Source organism: Stenotrophomonas sp. TWI1149, from assembly GCF_039673155.1.
In the GTDB taxonomy this organism is placed as follows: Bacteria; Pseudomonadota; Gammaproteobacteria; order Xanthomonadales; family Xanthomonadaceae; genus Stenotrophomonas; species Stenotrophomonas maltophilia_AA.
The window spans coordinates 89,089-105,063 of the sequence record NZ_JBDJLB010000015.1 but is presented as its reverse complement, the minus strand read 5'-3'; the positions used below and the strand labels follow the sequence as shown (position 1 = coordinate 105,063).

Below are 15,975 nucleotides of genomic sequence, written 5' to 3'. Positions count from 1 at the left end.
CGGCGATTGCCGCTTCCCTTGGCCCATTCCACGACAACGACCACAATGGGGGCCTGTTCCACCGCCACCTGCCGGGATGCCATGTCACTGAATCCGTTCGATCTGTTCGATATCCGTTCGCTGCTCAGCGAGGAGGAGCGCGCGGTGCAGGCAACGGTGGCGCGCTTCACCGATACGCGGGTGCTGCCGATCATCGGCGATGCCTTCGACGACGGACGTTTCCCGGACGAGTTGATCCCGGAAATCGCCTCGCTCGGCCTGCTCGGCTCCAGCCTGCCGGAACAATACGGCGGCGGCGGACTGAACGCGGTGAGCTACGGCTTGATCTGCCAGGAACTGGAGCGCGGCGATTCGGGCCTGCGCAGTTTCGTCTCGGTGCAGAGCTCGCTGTGCATGTACCCGATCTACGCTTATGGCAGCGAAGAACAGCGCCTGCGCTGGTTGCCGGACATGGCCACCGGCAAGGTGATCGGCTGCTTCGGGCTGACCGAGGCGCACGGCGGCTCCGATCCGGCGGCGATGAAGACCCGCGCGGTGCGCGACGGCAGTGACTGGGTGATCAACGGCAGCAAGATGTGGATCACCAGCGGGCCGGTGGCGGATATCGCGATCATCTGGGCGCATACCGAGGATGGCATCCAGGGCTTCGTGCTGGAAAAGGGCATGGCCGGGTTCAGCACGCAGGAGATCAAGCACAAGATGAGCCTGCGCGCCTCGCTCACCGGTGCGCTGTTCTTCGACAACGTGCGCGTGCCCGACCGCAACCGGCTGCCGAACGTGCAGGGCCTGAAAGGTCCGCTGGGCTGCTTGAACCAGGCCCGCTACGGGATCAGCTGGGGCCCGATCGGCGCTGCGGTGGCCTGCCTGGATGAAGCACTGGCCTACACCAAGCAGCGCGTGCTGTTCGGCCGGCCGGTGGCCGCCACGCAGAGCGCGCAGATCAAGCTGGCCGACATGGCGCGGCGGATCACCACCGCGCAGTTGCTGGCATTGCAGCTGGGGCGCCTGAAGGACGCCGGCCAGCTGCAGCCGCAGCAGGTCAGCCTGGCCAAGTGGAACAACTGCCGCATGGCCATCGACATCGCGCGCGAGTGCCGCGACCTGCTCGGCGGCGCCGGCATCACTACCGAGCACGTCGCGATCCGGCACGCGCTCAATCTGGAATCGGTGATCACCTACGAGGGCACCGAGACCGTGCACCAGCTGGTGATCGGGCGCGAGCTGACCGGCATCAACGCGTTCTGAGGTCACCTGACCAACGGTCAGGTGCTACGCAGCCGGTAGGTGCCGACCGTTGGTCGGCACACCTGACGCAACGTCACACCCCGCCGGCAAACCCGTGCTGGCGCCAGGCCTCGTACATCACCACGGCCACGGTATTGGAGAGGTTGAGGCTGCGGTTGTCCGGTTGCATCGGCAGGCGCAGGCGTCGGCCGTCGGGCAGGCTGTCGAGCAGGTCCTGGGGCAGGCCGCGGGTTTCCGGGCCGAACAGGAAGGCATCGCCATCGTCGAATTGTGGGGTGTCGTAACGCACGCTGCCGCGGGTACTCAGCGCGAACAGGCGCTTGGGGGCAATCACCTGCAGGGCGGTCTCAAGGTCTGGATGGACCTGCAGTCGGGCGTACTCGTGATAGTCCAGGCCGGCGCGCTTGAGCTGCTTGTCGCTCAGGTCGAAACCGAGCGGCTCGATCAGGTGCAGCCGCGCGCCGGTATTGGCGCAGAGGCGGATCACATTGCCGGTGTTCGGCGGGATTTCGGGTTGGAACAGGACGACATGGAACGTGGGCGTGGCAGTCATCGGCGAAGTGTACGCCGAGGCTGCAGGACGCTGCAGCGACGGCTTACTGGCGGATCAGGGTCGAGGCAGCGGTCGAGGCGGCGGCAGCAGCGGTTTCCAGGGCCAGGGCCTGCAGGTCGGCCGGCGACGGACGCACCTGCAGGGTCGGCAGGTTGATGATCACTTCGTTGGCCACCGCAGTGGCGGCAGCGGTGAAGGTGGCGACGTAGCCGCGGGCGGTGGTCTGTTCGGCAGCCAGGGCCTGGCGCTGTTCGGCGGTCGGGCGCACTTCGATGGCGGCCAGCGTGGTGACGCGGCGGTTGGCAGCCAGTTCGGCGCGGTAATCGGCGATCAGGCCGGCGGTCGGGCGGACTTCAACGACGGCCAGGGTCGGGATGCTGCTGGTGCGCTCGACCTCGGCCTGGGCGATCTGGTCGGCCGACGGGCGGACCTGCACGGTCTCCAGGGTGACGATGGCGGGGGCGGCCTGCACCGACGAAGCAAACGCGGAACCGGCGGCGAGGGCGATGGCGATGGCGAGAGTCTTGGTGTTCATGGCGAGGTCCTGTTTAGTGTTGTTGGGCAGTGGTGTGGTAGTAAGGTAGTACACCGATTCGGGGCTTGCAAGAACAATTTGAGCTTTCTTGCTTTTGTTCAGCATCCAGTCAGTTTCGGTTTGATCCTTGCTTCCCTTGCCCAGTACCAAGCAGGCCGCGTGCCAACTTTTCGCCGTTGATTTAAAAGGGTTTTCCCCGGTATGACGGTGTCCGCTGTCCGGACAGTTGTCCGCCGCAGGGCCCGCAGGCTGTCCGTTTCGACCCCAATGACTGTTGGCCGATGCCTTTTGCCTGGGCGGCGCGCTAGCATCCGGCTTCACTTTCATGACCAAGGAACCGGAATGACCGTCCAACTTCGACCGCGTGCTGCGCTGCTGGCTGTCGCGCTCTCCGCCGCGCTGGGCTCACTGGCGCCCGCACCGGTCCTCGCCAAGCCGGCCACGGTGGCCAAGGTCGACATTCCGTTCGAGCAGTTCACCCTGCCCAATGGCCTGCGCGTGGTGGTGCATACCGACCGCAAGGCGCCGATCGTGGCCGTCAACATCTGGTACCACGTCGGCAGCAAGGACGAGCCCGCCGGCCGCACCGGCTTCGCGCACCTGTTCGAACACCTGATGTTCCAGGGCAGCGAGAACCACGACGGCGAGTACTTCGAGCCCTTCAAGCAGGTCGGTGTGACCGGCCAGAACGGCACCACCAATACCGACCGCACCAATTACTTCGAGAACGTGCCGACCACCGCGCTGGACATGGCGCTGTGGATGGAGTCCGACCGCATGGGCCATCTGCTCGGTGCGATCGACCAGGCCGCCCTGGACGAACAGCGCGGCGTGGTCCAGAACGAAAAGCGCCAGGGCGAGAACCAGCCGTATGGCCAGGTCTGGGAAAAGCTGACCCGCGCGATGTATCCGGCCGGTCACCCTTACCACCACAGCGTGATCGGCTCGATGAACGATCTCAACGCCGCCTCGCTGGATGACGTGAAGACCTGGTTCCGCACCTGGTACGGCCCGAACAATGCGGTGCTGGTGCTGGCCGGCGACATCGACGTGGCCACCGCGAAGGAAAAGGTCGCCAAGTACTTCGGCGACATCCCGGCCGGCCCGAGCATGGCCCAGCCCAAGGTGGACGTGGCCAAGCGCGAGAAGAGCACGCGCGAAGTGATGACCGACAAGGTGCCGCAGGCGCGCATCTACCGCGCCTGGAACGTGGCGCAGGTCGGCACCACCGACATCGACCAGCTGCAGCTGTTCGCGCAGGTCCTCGGCGGGGCCAAGTCCTCGCGCCTCGATCAGCGCCTGCTGCACCAGGACAAGCTGGTCGACAACATCAGCGCCGGTGCCTACAGCTCGCAGCTGGGCTCCAACTTCGTGATCATGGCCAGCGTCAAGCAGGGCGTTGACCCGGCCAAGGTCGAGGCGATCATCGATGAGGAAGTGAAGCGCCTGGCCAAGGACGGTCCGACCGCCGATGAGCTCAGCCGTGGCAAGACCGCGTTCCGCGCCGGCTTCATCCGCGGCATCGAGCGCATCGGTGGTTTCGGCGGCAAGGCCGATGCGCTGGCCGAGTGCACCGTGTACGAAGGTGACCCGGGGTGCTTCCGCAAATCGCTGGCGACCATCGATGCGGCCACTGCTGCGCAGGTGCGCGATGTCGGTGCCAAGTGGCTGGGCATCGGCGACCACACCATCGTGGTCGAGCCGGGCGCGCGCGTTGCCCTGGCCGAACTGCCCTCGGAAACGCCCAAGCCGTTCACCGTGCCCGCCGTGGACCCCAGCTTCACGACGCTGCCCAAGCAGGTCGACCGCAGCACCGGCGTGCCGCAGACCAAGACCTTCCCGGATCTGAAATTCCCGGCGCTGCACCGCGCCACGTTGAAGAACGGCACCCAGGTGATCCTGGCCGAGCGTCACGACATCCCGGTCGTGCAGTTCAGCTATGAATTCCCGGGCGGCTTCACCGCCGACCAGGGCCGCAAGTCCGGCACGGCCAACTTCACCATGGGCCTGCTGACCGAAGGCGCCGGCAAGCTCGGCGCGCTGCCGTTCGCCGATGCGGCCGATGCGCTGGGCGCCAAGCTCGATGCTTCCGCCTCGCTGGACAGCACCAGCGTGTACCTGTCCGCGCTGAAGGAAAACCTGGCGCCGTCGCTGGCCCTGTATGCCGACATGCTGCGCCAGCCGCGTTTCGACCAAGCCGAGATCGACCGCATCAAGGCCACCTGGATCGCCGGCATCCAGCAGGAAAAGGTGAACCCGAGCGCGGTGGCGATGCGGGTCATGCCGACGCTGCTGTACGGCGCGGGCCATCCGTATGCGATTCCGTTCACCGGCAGCGGCAATGAAGTGGACATCCAGTCGATGACCCGCGAGGACCTGGTCGGTTTCCATCGCGACTGGCTGCGTCCCGAGCAGGGCACGTTGATCGTGGTCGGCGATACCACGCTGAAGGAAATCGTGCCGCTGCTGGAACGCCAGCTGGGCAGCTGGAAGGCCGAAGGCCCGGCGCCGCAGGTCAAGGCCCCGGTCGCCGTGGCACGTCCTGCGCAGTCGCGCGTGTACCTGATCGACCAGCCTGGCGCGGTGCAGGCCAATCTGTTCGCCAGCCAGGTGGTGCCGTCGACCATGGACCCGGGTGCAACCCGCTTCGATATCGCCAATGGCGTGCTGGGCGGTGACTTCACGTCGCGCCTCAACATGAACCTGCGTGAGGACAAGCACTGGTCCTACGGCGCCCGCACTTCCGCCAGCAGCACCCTGGGCCAGCGCCCGTGGATGGCCGTGGCGCCGGTGCAGATCGACAAGACCGCCGAGGCGATGAAGGAGATGCGCAAGGAAATCGCGGAATTCGCCGACGGCACCGAGCCGGCGACCGCCGCGGAAGTCACCCGCATCCGCAACATCCAGAACCTGAGCCTGCCCGGTGCCTATGAAACCGCCAGTGCGGTGATGGGCACCATCAGCGGGATCGTGCGCTACCAGCGTCCGGACGACTATGTGGTCCAGCGCAAGGCCGAGGTCGAAGCGATGACCCCGGCCCAGGTGCAGCAGGCCGCGGCCACGCTGGACCCGAACGCACTGACCTGGGTGGTGGTCGGTGACCTCAAGCAGACCGAGGCGCCGGTGCGTGCGCTCAACCTCGGCCAGGTGCAGGTGATCGATGCGGAAGGGAACGCCGTCCAGGCCCCGGCCGCTGCGGTCGCTCCGGCGGCCGCGAAGCCCAAGGCTCGGTGATGCCGACCGCTGGCCGGCCACCGCGCCGGCCAGCACATCGGGTGCCGGGAGCTGTCCCGGCACCTGATCACCCCCGATTCAGATGTTTCCCGCACACTCCCTCATGTATTCCAGCCAGGCCTTGTCCATGCGCATTCTGCTTCTGTCCGCCCTGATCCTCAGCGTTTCCGCCTGTACCTGGGTACCGATCGAGTCGTCCGGGAAGACGGTCCGCGTGCTGCCGGCCGGCCCTGCGCCCAGCGGCTGCCAGAGCAAGGGCGAGGTGGTGGTGACCGTGAAGAGCAAGGTCGCCTTCTACAACCGCAACCCGCTGCGCGTGCAGGAAGAGCTGGAAACCCTGGCCCGCAACGAGGCGCCGAGTGCCGGTGCCAACGCCGTGCAGGCCTCGGGCCTGCCTGCCGATGGCAGCCAGCGCTTCCTGGCCTTCCAGTGCCCGCCACGCTGAACCCTTCACACCGCGCCCGGACCATACGCCCGGGCGTGAATTCGTAAAGGTGCGGTGAAAGCCGTGCCGGCTTACAATAACGCCCCCTTTGCCTGAGCCTTGGCGCTAACTGATGCTCTTCAAGAATGTCTCGATCGCCGGCTTGGCGCACATCGACGCGCCGCACACGCTGACGTCCAAGGAAATCAACGAACGGCTGAAGCCGACGCTGGATCGCCTTGGCATCCGTACCGACGTGCTCGGCGACATCGCGGGCATCCATGCCCGTCGCCTGTGGGATGCCGACATGCTGGCCTCCGACGCCGCCACGCTGGCCGCCCGCAAGGCACTGGAAGACGCCGGGATCGGCGCCGACAAGATCGGCCTGCTGGTCAACACCTCGGTCAGCCGCGATTACCTGGAGCCGTCCACGGCCAGCATCGTCTCGGGCAACCTGGGGGTCGGCGACGAATGCATGACCTTCGACGTCGCCAATGCCTGCCTGGCCTTCATCAACGGCATGGACATCGCCGCCCGCATGCTGGAACGCGGCGAGATCGACTACGCGCTGATCGTCGACGGTGAAACCGCCAACCTGGTGTACGAGAAGACCCTCGAGCGCATGGCCCTGCCGGGCGTGACCGCCGATGACTTCCGCAACGAGATGGCCGCCCTGACCCTGGGCTGCGGTGCCGCGGCGATGGTCATGGCGCGCACCGAGCTGGTGCCCGATGCCCCGCGTTACCGCGGTGGCGTGACCCGCTCGGCCACCGAGTGGAACCAGCTGTGCCGCGGCAACCTGGACCGCATGGTCACCGACACCCGCATGCTGCTGATCGAAGGCATCAAGCTGGCACAGAAGACCTTCGTCGCCGCCCGCGAAGCGCTGGGCTGGGCCGTGGAGGAACTGGACCAGTTCGTGATCCACCAGGTCAGCCAGCCGCACACCGCCGCCTTCATCAAGAACTTCGGCATCGACCCGAAGAAGGTGATGACGATCTTCGGCGAGCACGGCAACATCGGCCCGGCCTCGGTGCCGATCGTGCTGAGCAAGCTCAAGCAGCTGGGCAAGCTGAAGAAGGGCGATCGCATCGCGCTGCTCGGCATCGGCTCGGGCCTGAACTGCTCGATGGCCGAAGTGGTCTGGTAAACCACTCGCCGCAGCCTGCTGCGGCGTTGGAATTGAACATCAAGGGCCGGTTCTGCCGGCCCTTTTCACAGGTGCGTTTGCATGCCCCAGCTGCCCGGTTACCCCGCCCATCCGCACCGCTTCGAGGTGCGTCCCGGTCTGTCGATGAACTATCTCGACGAAGGCCCGCGCGATGGCGAGGTGGTGGTGATGGTCCACGGCAACCCCTCGTGGAGCTATTACTGGCGCACCCTGGTGGCCGGCTTGTCGGACAGCTACCGCTGCATCGTGCCGGACCATATCGGCATGGGCCTGTCGGACAAGCCCCATGACGCGCACTACGACTACACCCTGCAGTCGCGCGTGGACGATCTGGATGCGCTGCTCGCGCACCTGGGCATCACCGGCCCGGTGACCCTGGCCGTGCACGACTGGGGCGGCATGATCGGCTTCGGCTGGGCGCTCTCGCACCATGCCCAGGTCAAGCGCCTGGTGGTGCTCAACACCGCCGCCTTCCCGATGCCGGCCGCCAAGACGATGCCGTGGCAGATCGCGCTGGGCCGCCACTGGAAGGTGGGCGAGTGGATCATCCGCACCTTCAACGCCTTCTCGTCCGGTGCCTCGTGGCTGGGCGTGGAACGGAAGATGCCGGCGGACGTGCGCCGCGCGTACGTGTCGCCGTACAACAGCTACGCCAACCGCATCAGCACCATCCGCTTCATGCAGGACATCCCGCTGACCCCGGCTGACAAGGCCTGGTCACTGCTGGAGCGGTCCGGCCAGACGCTGCCGTCGTACGCCGACCGACCTGTCTTCATCGGCTGGGGCCTGCGCGATTTCGTGTTCGACCACCACTTCCTGAAGGGCTTCCAGGCCGCGTTGCCGCAGGCCGAAGTGCATGCCTTCGAGGATGCCGGGCATTACGTGCTGGAAGACAAGCACGAGGTGCTGGTGCCGAAGATCCGCGCGTTCCTGGATCGCAACCCGATCTGACCGGCGTGACGACCCACGGTCGTCACCTGCCCAGCGTCGATCCGGTAGGTACCGACCGTTGGTCGGTACGCGTCACGCCGCGATCGGTGCCTGCGGCGGCGCCGGGGAATTCCCGTTGTCATCGGGATGATCATCGTCATTGCCCGCCTCGTCCCGCCAGCGCCAGTCGGCCAGGGTCAGCGCCGGCATGCCGTGCGCCACGCGCGCCTTGTCGCACTGCGGGCTGGCCTTGCCGTATTCCCACGAGGCATCCACCTCACGGCAGACGCTGGGGCGGCTGGGATGGATGCTGCAGCGCGAATACACCCCGATCTCCGCATCCAGCGCCACGCAGTACACCGGCTTGGACAGGGTGCCGCGCATGCACAGCCGGTGCGGGTCCAGCACCTGGGTGAGCTCGTGCGGGACGCCACCGGGGGTGACCTCGTCCGATTCCATCCAATGGAAGGCCACACGGTATTGGGTGCAGCAGGCGCCGCAGGTGAGGCAGGGATGGGGCATGGGGGCACCGGCTGGAGACGCGTAGAACCACGCCATGCGTGGATGGGTGGGAAGGCCGCGAATTTTCCACGCCAACGGCCGGCGCGCAAGAATTTTCTGCAGCGGCGACAATGAACGGATGAACAGCGCCATCAATATCGCCGCGCGCCTGCCCGAGCTGGCCCGTGAACGCCCCGACCAGATCGCCATCCGCTGCCCAGGCAAGCCCGGGCCCGGCGGCATGGCGCGTTATGACGTCACCCTGGATTACCGCACCCTCAATGCCCGCAGCGATGCCATGGCGGCCGGCCTGGCGGCCCACGGCATCGGCCGCGGCGTGCGCGCGGTGGTGATGGTGCGGCCCTCGCCGGAGTTCTTCCTGCTGATGTTCGCGCTGTTCAAGAACGGCGCGGTGCCGGTGCTGGTCGACCCCGGCATCGACAAGCGCGCGCTGAAACAGTGCCTGGACGAGGCCCAGCCGGAGGCCTTCATCGGCATCGGCCTGGCCCACGTGGCGCGCCTGGTGCTGCGCTGGTGCCGCTCCGCGCGCCTGCTGGTGACCGTCGGCCGCCGCTGGGGCTGGGGTGGCACCACCCTGGCCCGGCTGGAAGCCCAGGGCGCCACGGTGCCCCCTGCGCTGGCCCCGACCGATGGCGAGGATGTCGCCGCGATCCTGTTCACCAGCGGCTCCACCGGCGTGCCCAAGGGCGTGGTCTACCGCCACCGTCATTTCGTCGGCCAGGTCGAGCTGCTGCGCGCCGCCTTCGGGATGGAGCCGGGTGGGGTGGACCTGCCGACCTTCCCGCCATTCGCGCTGTTCGATCCGGCGCTGGGGCTGACCTCGGTGATCCCGGACATGGACCCGACCCGTCCGGCCCAGGCCGATCCGCGCAAGCTGCATGACGCGATCACCCGTTTCGGCGTCACCCAGCTGTTCGGTTCGCCGGCGCTGATGCGGGTGCTGGCCGACCATGGCCAGCCGCTGCCCAGCGTGCGCCGGGTCACCTCGGCCGGCGCGCCGGTGCCGCCCGACGTGGTCGCGCGGATCCGCCGCCTGCTGCCCGACGACGCCCAGTTCTGGACGCCCTATGGCGCCACCGAGTGCCTGCCCGTCGCGGTGATCGAAGGCCGTGAGCTGGAGAACACCCGCCAGGCCACCGAGGCCGGCGCCGGCACCTGCGTCGGCCGCGTGGTCGCACCCAACGAAGTGCGCATCATCGCCATCGACGACGCGCCGCTGCCGGCCTGGTCGCAGGCCCGCGTGCTGGGTACCGGCGAGGTCGGCGAGATCACCGTGGCCGGCCCGACCGCCACCGACAGCTACTTCAACCGCCCGCAGGCCACCGCCGCGGCGAAGATCACCGAGACCCTGGCCGAGGGCAGCACGCGGGTCGTGCACCGGATGGGCGATGTGGGCTACTTCGATGCGCAGGGCCGTCTGTGGTTCTGTGGGCGCAAGACCCAGCGCGTGGAAACCGCGCAGGGCCCGCTCTACACCGAGCAGGTCGAGCCGGTGTTCAACGCGCTCGATGGCATCGCCCGGACCGCGCTGGTCGGCGTGGGTGCGCCGGGCCGGCAGGTGCCGGTGCTGTGCTACGAGCTGCTGCCCGGTACCGTCGATTCCCCCGCGCTGGTCGAGCGGCTGCGCCGCGAGGCCGCCGCGCACGCGCATACCACGCGCATCGAGCGCTTCCTGCCCCACCCGGGCTTCCCGGTCGACATCCGCCACAACGCCAAGATCGGCCGCGAGAAGCTCGCGGTCTGGGCCACCACGCAACTGGAGCAGCGCGCATGAAGATCCTCGTGACCGGCGGCGGTGGATTCCTCGGCCAGGCCCTGTGCAAGGGGCTGATCGAGCGCGGACACCAGGTGCTGGCGTTCAACCGGGGCCACTATCCCGCGCTGCAGGCGATGGGGGTGGGCCAGATCCGCGGTGACCTGGCCGATGCGCAGGCGGTGATGCACGCGGTGGCCGGGGTCGATGCGGTCTTCCACAACGGAGCCAAGGCCGGTGCCTGGGGCAGCTATGACAGCTACCACCAGGCCAACGTGGTCGGCACCGACAACGTCATCGCGGCCTGCCGTGCGCACGGCGTCGGCAGGCTGGTCTACACCTCCACGCCCAGCGTGACCCACCGCGCCACCCACCCGGTCGAAGGGCTCGGCGCGGACGAGGTGCCTTACGGCGAGAACTTCCAGGCACCGTACGCGGCCACCAAGGCCATCGCCGAACAGCGCGTGCTGGCGGCCAACGATGCACGCCTGGCCACCATCGCGCTGCGCCCCCGGCTGATCTGGGGCCCGGGCGACCAGCAGCTGGTGCCACGCCTGGCCGAGCGTGCCCGCGCCGGCCGCCTGCGCTTCGTCGGTGACGGCCAGAACAAGGTCGACACCACCTACATCGACAACGCCGCGCTCGCCCACTTCCTGGCCTTGGAGCACCTCGCGCCGGGGGCGGCCTGCGCCGGCAAGGCCTACTTCATTTCCAACGGCGAGCCGCTGCCGATGCGCGAGCTGCTCAACAAGCTGCTGGCCGCGGTGCATGCGCCGCCGGTGACGAAGTCGATCAGCTTCAAGGCGGCCTACCGGATCGGCGCGGTCTGCGAGCGGCTGTGGCCGCTGCTGCGCCTGCGTGGCGAGCCGCCCATGACCCGCTTCCTGGCCGAGCAGCTGTGCACCCCGCACTGGTACAGCATGGAACCTGCTCGCCGCGACTTCGGCTATGTGCCCCGGGTCAGCATCGAAGAAGGGCTGGTCCGGCTGGCATCTTCATCGAACGCACAGGAATCCATCACTCCCTGAACACCGCAGGTTGGTGAACATGGCCCCACGCCAACTCCGGCACGCATCAACGCGAGGGTCGACATGCTGCATTACGCCGTCATCTTTTTTGTCATCGCCATCATCGCGGCGGTACTTGGTTTCTCGGGCATTGCCGGCGCCGCCAGCAACGTCGCCTGGATCCTGTTCGTCGTCTTCCTGATCCTGGCGGTGGTGTCGATGTTCCGCAAGCGGACCTAGTGTCCCGCGCGTCCCACGCCACCTCTCTCCGGCGTGGGACGCGCAGCGGAAACCATGACGGCCTGACATCGGCAACGATGCTCAGGCCGTCGTTGCGATGGAGCTCTGCAGATCGCGCTCATGCGCATGCCGGGCCATCGCCAGCTCCAGCAGCCGCGTGATCAGCGCGGTGTAATCCAGGCCGCTGGCCGCCCACAGCTTCGGGTACATGCTGATGCGGGTGAAGCCGGGCAGCGTGTTGATCTCATTGATCACCACCTCACCGGCCGGCGTCAGGAACACATCCACCCGGGCCAGGCCGGCACAGTCCAGCGCCTGGTAGGCCTGCACCGCGATGTCCCGGATACGGGCCTGCTGCGCCGCCGTGATCGCCGCCGGCACCACGATGTCCGCACCGGTTTCGCTGATGTACTTGGTGTCGTAGGAATAGAAATCATCGTGCACGACCACCTCGCCACAGACGCTGGCTTCGGGGTGCTCGTTGCCCAGCACCGCGCATTCGATCTCGCGGCCGTCGATCGCCGATTCCACCAGCGCCTTGTGATCGAACGAGAGTGCCAGCGCGAGCGCGGCATGGAATTCCGCTTCGGTACGCACCTTGCTCACGCCCACCGAGGAGCCCTGGTTGGCCGGCTTCACGAACAGCGGCGTGCCCAGCTCGGCAACCAGCGCGGTGTAATCGGCGTGGACCGCAGTGACCCGGTTGAAGCAGGCGAACGGCGCCACCGCCAGCCCGGCATCGCGCAGCAGGCGCTTGGCCACGTCCTTGTCCATCGCCACCGCCGAGCCCAGCACGCCGGAGCCGACGAAGGGCAGGTTGGCCATGCGCAGCAGGCCCTGCAGCGAGCCATCCTCGCCCAGCGTGCCGTGCACGATCGGGAACACCACGTCGATCTGCTCCAGCGCGGTGGCCGGATCGGTCGGGACCAGCTGCTGGCGCTCCAGGCCCGGCCGCACCGCCACCGCATTGCCCGAGCGGTGCAATGCGATCCGTGCCGGATCGCCCGCGTTGAGCAGGAAGTCATGCGGGTCGCTGACGTGCCACTGGCCCTGCTTGTCGATGCCGATCAGGCTGACCTCGAAACGCTCCTTGTCCAAGGCATCGAGAATGCTCTTCGCCGACTGCAGCGAAACCTCGTGTTCGGCCGACCGGCCGCCGAAGATGATGCCTACCCGGGTCTTGCCCATGCCTGTTGCCGCTCCTGCCGCTGTGTTGGGCGCCATAGCATGAACCGAGTCGGTGCCCGGCAAACACCCTCTGCCGTGTCGTCGCGCTCGCCGCCCGTCGTTCAAGGGGGCGCGGTAGAATGCGCTGATGGCCCGTTCCCTGCTCTCTTCCCTCAAGCCGCTGGCCGGCAATGCGCTGCAGCTCACGCTCAACCGCGCGCTGGCGCTGGACCCGGACACCCGCAGCGCGCTGGCCGCGCTGGATGGCCGCCACATCGCCCTGACCCTGGAATCGCCCGCGCTGGCGATGCGGATCGGGGTGGACGGTGAACGCCTCACGGTCGGTCCGGTCGATCCGCAGCAGGAGCCGGACCTGGCCGTGCGCAGCACGCTGGGCGGGGTGCTGGCCCAGTTGCCGTTCCTGGCCAACGCACGCCGCGGCGGCGACGCGCCGGCCGGGCGGGTCAAGGTCTCCGGCGATGCCGAGCTGGCCCGCCGCCTGCAGCAGCTGGCGACCCGTTTCGATCCGGACTGGCAGCAGCCGTTCGTGCGCGTGTTCGGCGAGGTGATGGGCGTGCAGATCGCCAACGCCCTGCGCTCGGCCCTGCAGCACGCCCGCCGCGGCGCGTCCGACCTAGCGCACAGCGCCGCTGAATTTGTCACCGAGGAGTCGCGCGACGTGGTACCGCGAGCAGAACTGGATGCCTTCCACGACGATGTGGACGTGATGCGTGATGACGTCGAACGCTTGGCCGTGCGCGTGCAGCGCCTGCGGCAGGTGGGCGCATGAAGGCGATCTTCCGGGCCAGCCGCATCGGCCGCATCATCCTGCGCTACCGCCTCGACGATCTGCTCCAGGGCACCCCGGCCGAGCGCTGGCTGCGCCTGGCCAAGCCGTTCGTGCCGCGTGCCTCGGCCGACATCGCCGCACAGTCGCGCGGGGCCCGCCTGCGCCTGGCGCTGCAGGACCTCGGCCCGATCTTCGTCAAGTTCGGCCAGATCCTCTCCACCCGCCGTGACCTGATCCCGGCCGATGTGGCCAACGAACTCACCCTGCTGCAGGACCGGGTCAAGCCGTTCGACGGCGCCACCGCGCAGGCCATCGTCGAGCGCGCGCTCGGCCGCCCGGTCAGCGAAGCGTTCGCCAGCTTCGACCTGCAGCCGCTCGCCTCGGCATCGATCGCACAGGTGCACGCGGCCACGCTCGCCGACGGCCGCCAGGTGGTGGTCAAGGTGCTGCGCCCCGACATTGAAAAGCAGATCGACGCCGACATCGCGCTGCTGAAGTCGGCCGCCGCGCTGATCGAACGCGCGCACCCGCGCGCCGACAAGATCCGCCCGCGCGAAGTGGTCGCCGAGGTCGAGAACACCCTGGCCGCCGAGCTGGACCTGCAGCGCGAAGGCGCCAATGCCAGCGTGCTGCGCCGCAACTGGATCGACTCGGACGATCTGTACGTACCGGAAGTGATCTGGAGCCACACCGCCGAGCGCGCGCTGACCCTTGAGCGCGTGTGGGGCATTCCGTCGGATGACATCGTCGCGCTGGACAAGGCCGGCATCGACCGCAAGGCGCTGGCCGCCAAGGGCGTGCGGGTGTTCTACACCCAGGTGTTCCGCGACAATTTCTTCCACGCCGATGCGCATGCCGGCAACATCTGGGTCGACACCGATCCGGCGCGCCGCGACAACCCGCGCTTCATCGCGCTGGACTTCGGCATCATGGGCCAGCTCTCCGAAGAAGATCAGTACTACCTGGCCGAGAATTTCATGGCCATCTTCAACAAGGATTACCGGCGCATGGCCGCGCTGCATGTCGAAGCCGGCTGGATGCCCAACAACGTGCGCATCGATGAACTCGAAGCGGCCGCGCGTTCGGTGTGCGAACCCTATTTCACCCGCCCGCTGTCGCAGATCTCGCTGGCCGAGGTGCTGATCAAGCTGTTCCGCGTGGCCCAGCGCTACGAGCTCACGTTGCAGCCGCAGTTGATCCTGCTGCAGAAGACCCTGCTCAACATCGAAGGCGTCGGCCGTCAGCTCGATCCCGAGCTGGATATCTGGGCGGTCGCGCGGCCGGTGCTGGAACGCATCCTGCGCGAGCGCTACAGCCCGCGCCGCGTGCTCAAGGAAGTGCGCAAGCGCCTGCCCGAAATCATGACGCATACGCCGGACATGCCGCGCCTGGTCCACGCCTGGCTGCGCCAGCAGGTGGAAGGCGACCACGAACTGTCGATGCGCTCGCGCGATCTGGCCGCGCTGAATGTCAGCGTGCAGAAGCTGCAGAAGCGCGCGGTGGCCGCGATCGCCGGCGTCGGCCTGATGATCGTCGCCGCGGTGCTGTACGGCCTGCAGCCGGGCGGCTGGTACTTCGGCGATGCCCCGGTGTGGAGCTGGGTGACCGGCGCGGCGGGCGTGTTCTCGCTGGCCAGTGCCTGGTGGCGCCGATGAGCGCCCTCGAGCTGCAGGCAGAGGCCCTCGCCGAGCCGCCCGCGGCGCTTCCTCCCCTGCAGCTGCTGTACCTCGACGACCAGCTTGCCGTGGTCAACAAGCCCGCCGGGCTGATGGTCCACGACAGCAAGCTCGCCCGGGGCGAAGACGACTTCCTCGCCGACCGCCTGCGCGAACAGCTTGGCAAGCCGATCTTCCTCGTCCACCGCCTGGACCGCGCCACCAGCGGCTGCCTGCTGCTCGCCTTCGATCGCGAAAGCGCCAGCGTGCTCGGCAAATCGCTGATGGGCGGCGACGTCACCAAGGATTACCTCGCGATCTGCCGCGGCTGGCCGGCCGAAGACGCCTTCACCGTCGACCACGACCTCGATGGCGGCCCCGGCAAACCGGTCAAGAAGCAGGCGATCACCCACTTCCAGCGCGTCGCCGTGGGCGAGATCGCCATCCCGATGGGCGAGTTCGAGACCTCACGCTACGCCCTGCTGCGCTGCCAGCCGCAGACCGGCCGCTTCCGCCAGATCCGCCGCCACCTCAAGCACCTCTCGCATCACCTGATCGGCGACACCAGCCACGGCGACGGCCGCCACAACCGCAGCTTCCGCATGCAGGGCATCCACCGCATGCTCCTGCACGCCGAGCGCCTGCGCTTCCCGCATCCGGATGGCACGCCGATGGACATCAGCGCGCCGGTGGACGGCGAGTTCCGCAAGGCCATGGATCTGTTTGGCTGGGAACTCGCCTGACGCCTG

General features: G+C 67.9%; 15 protein-coding genes. 11 read left to right on the top strand and 4 right to left on the bottom strand.

Annotated elements, in window-relative coordinates; translation table 11 throughout:
• Nucleotides 1-81: 81 nt before the first annotated feature.
• A complete protein-coding gene (locus tag ABE424_RS16710; protein ID WP_346491762.1) occupies nucleotides 82-1,245 on the top strand; it encodes an acyl-CoA dehydrogenase family protein in 1,164 nt (387 codons plus the stop codon).
• Between the two features lie 73 nt (nucleotides 1,246-1,318).
• Here ABE424_RS16710 and trmL read toward each other — a convergent pair whose 3' ends face one another.
• Both trmL and ABE424_RS16700 read right to left on the bottom strand, forming a co-directional pair.
• On the bottom strand, nucleotides 1,319-1,798 hold the full coding sequence (trmL, locus tag ABE424_RS16705; protein ID WP_319210824.1) for a tRNA (uridine(34)/cytosine(34)/5-carboxymethylaminomethyluridine(34)-2'-O)-methyltransferase TrmL: 480 nt from the start codon (nucleotides 1,796-1,798) through the stop codon (nucleotides 1,319-1,321).
• Nucleotides 1,799-1,841: 43 nt separating this feature from the next.
• Nucleotides 1,842-2,333, bottom strand: a complete 492-nt coding sequence (locus tag ABE424_RS16700; RefSeq protein WP_346491761.1) for a hypothetical protein — start codon at nucleotides 2,331-2,333, stop codon at nucleotides 1,842-1,844.
• 342 nt (nucleotides 2,334-2,675) lie between these two features.
• Here ABE424_RS16700 and ABE424_RS16695 point away from each other — a divergent pair, with 342 nt between their 5' ends.
• The 4 genes from ABE424_RS16695 (at nucleotide 2,676) to ABE424_RS16680 (ending at nucleotide 8,113) form a co-directional block, all read left to right on the top strand.
• Nucleotides 2,676-5,567: a pitrilysin family protein gene (locus tag ABE424_RS16695; protein WP_346491760.1), complete on the top strand. Its 2,892-nt coding sequence runs from the start codon at nucleotides 2,676-2,678 to the stop codon at nucleotides 5,565-5,567.
• A gap of 127 nt (nucleotides 5,568-5,694) precedes the next feature.
• Complete coding sequence (locus ABE424_RS16690) at nucleotides 5,695-6,012, top strand: DUF4156 domain-containing protein (protein WP_176990219.1); 318 nt, start codon at nucleotides 5,695-5,697, stop codon at nucleotides 6,010-6,012.
• A 112-nt stretch (nucleotides 6,013-6,124) separates the two neighbouring features.
• Nucleotides 6,125-7,141 carry a 3-oxoacyl-ACP synthase III gene (locus ABE424_RS16685; RefSeq protein ID WP_019184878.1) on the top strand — a complete coding sequence of 339 codons (1,017 nt, stop codon included), beginning with the start codon at nucleotides 6,125-6,127 and terminating at the stop codon, nucleotides 7,139-7,141.
• 81 nt (nucleotides 7,142-7,222) lie between these two features.
• Complete coding sequence (locus ABE424_RS16680; RefSeq protein WP_346491759.1) at nucleotides 7,223-8,113, top strand: alpha/beta fold hydrolase; 891 nt, start codon at nucleotides 7,223-7,225, stop codon at nucleotides 8,111-8,113.
• A gap of 72 nt (nucleotides 8,114-8,185) precedes the next feature.
• Here the strand turns inward: ABE424_RS16680 and ABE424_RS16675 are convergent, their stop codons facing one another.
• Nucleotides 8,186-8,614, bottom strand: coding sequence for a YkgJ family cysteine cluster protein (locus ABE424_RS16675; protein ID WP_346491758.1), 429 nt, complete (start codon nucleotides 8,612-8,614; stop codon nucleotides 8,186-8,188).
• A 118-nt stretch (nucleotides 8,615-8,732) separates the two neighbouring features.
• Between ABE424_RS16675 and oleC the strand changes: the two genes are divergently transcribed.
• The 3 genes from oleC to ABE424_RS16660 all read left to right on the top strand — a co-directional run bounded on the left by oleC (nucleotide 8,733) and on the right by ABE424_RS16660 (nucleotide 11,614).
• Nucleotides 8,733-10,388, top strand: coding sequence for an olefin beta-lactone synthetase (oleC, locus tag ABE424_RS16670; RefSeq protein ID WP_346491757.1), 1,656 nt, complete (start codon nucleotides 8,733-8,735; stop codon nucleotides 10,386-10,388).
• Nucleotides 10,385-11,395 (top strand): 2-alkyl-3-oxoalkanoate reductase, encoded by a 1,011-nt coding sequence (gene oleD, locus ABE424_RS16665; RefSeq protein WP_346491756.1) that lies wholly within the window; start codon nucleotides 10,385-10,387, stop codon nucleotides 11,393-11,395. Before oleC ends, oleD begins: the two co-directional genes overlap by 4 nt.
• A 63-nt stretch (nucleotides 11,396-11,458) precedes the next feature.
• Entirely contained in the window at nucleotides 11,459-11,614 is a 156-nt protein-coding gene (locus ABE424_RS16660) for a DUF1328 domain-containing protein (RefSeq protein WP_019184873.1), read from the top strand.
• Nucleotides 11,615-11,695: 81 nt separating this feature from the next.
• Here ABE424_RS16660 and ddlA read toward each other — a convergent pair whose 3' ends face one another.
• On the bottom strand, nucleotides 11,696-12,802 hold the full coding sequence (ddlA, locus tag ABE424_RS16655; protein WP_346491755.1) for a D-alanine--D-alanine ligase: 1,107 nt from the start codon (nucleotides 12,800-12,802) through the stop codon (nucleotides 11,696-11,698).
• A 127-nt stretch (nucleotides 12,803-12,929) separates the two neighbouring features.
• Here ddlA and ABE424_RS16650 point away from each other — a divergent pair, with 127 nt between their 5' ends.
• Genes ABE424_RS16650 through ABE424_RS16640 form a run of 3 tightly spaced genes read left to right on the top strand, consistent with a single transcriptional unit; the run spans nucleotide 12,930 to nucleotide 15,969 of the window.
• Nucleotides 12,930-13,571, top strand: a complete 642-nt coding sequence (locus ABE424_RS16650) for an SCP2 sterol-binding domain-containing protein (protein WP_176990214.1) — start codon at nucleotides 12,930-12,932, stop codon at nucleotides 13,569-13,571.
• Nucleotides 13,568-15,226 (top strand): ubiquinone biosynthesis regulatory protein kinase UbiB, encoded by a 1,659-nt coding sequence (gene ubiB, locus ABE424_RS16645; RefSeq protein ID WP_019184870.1) that lies wholly within the window; start codon nucleotides 13,568-13,570, stop codon nucleotides 15,224-15,226. Before ABE424_RS16650 ends, ubiB begins: the two co-directional genes overlap by 4 nt.
• Entirely contained in the window at nucleotides 15,223-15,969 is a 747-nt protein-coding gene (locus tag ABE424_RS16640; RefSeq protein WP_346491754.1) for a pseudouridine synthase, read from the top strand. Before ubiB ends, ABE424_RS16640 begins: the two co-directional genes overlap by 4 nt.
• The last annotated feature ends 6 nt before the right edge of the window (nucleotides 15,970-15,975 follow it).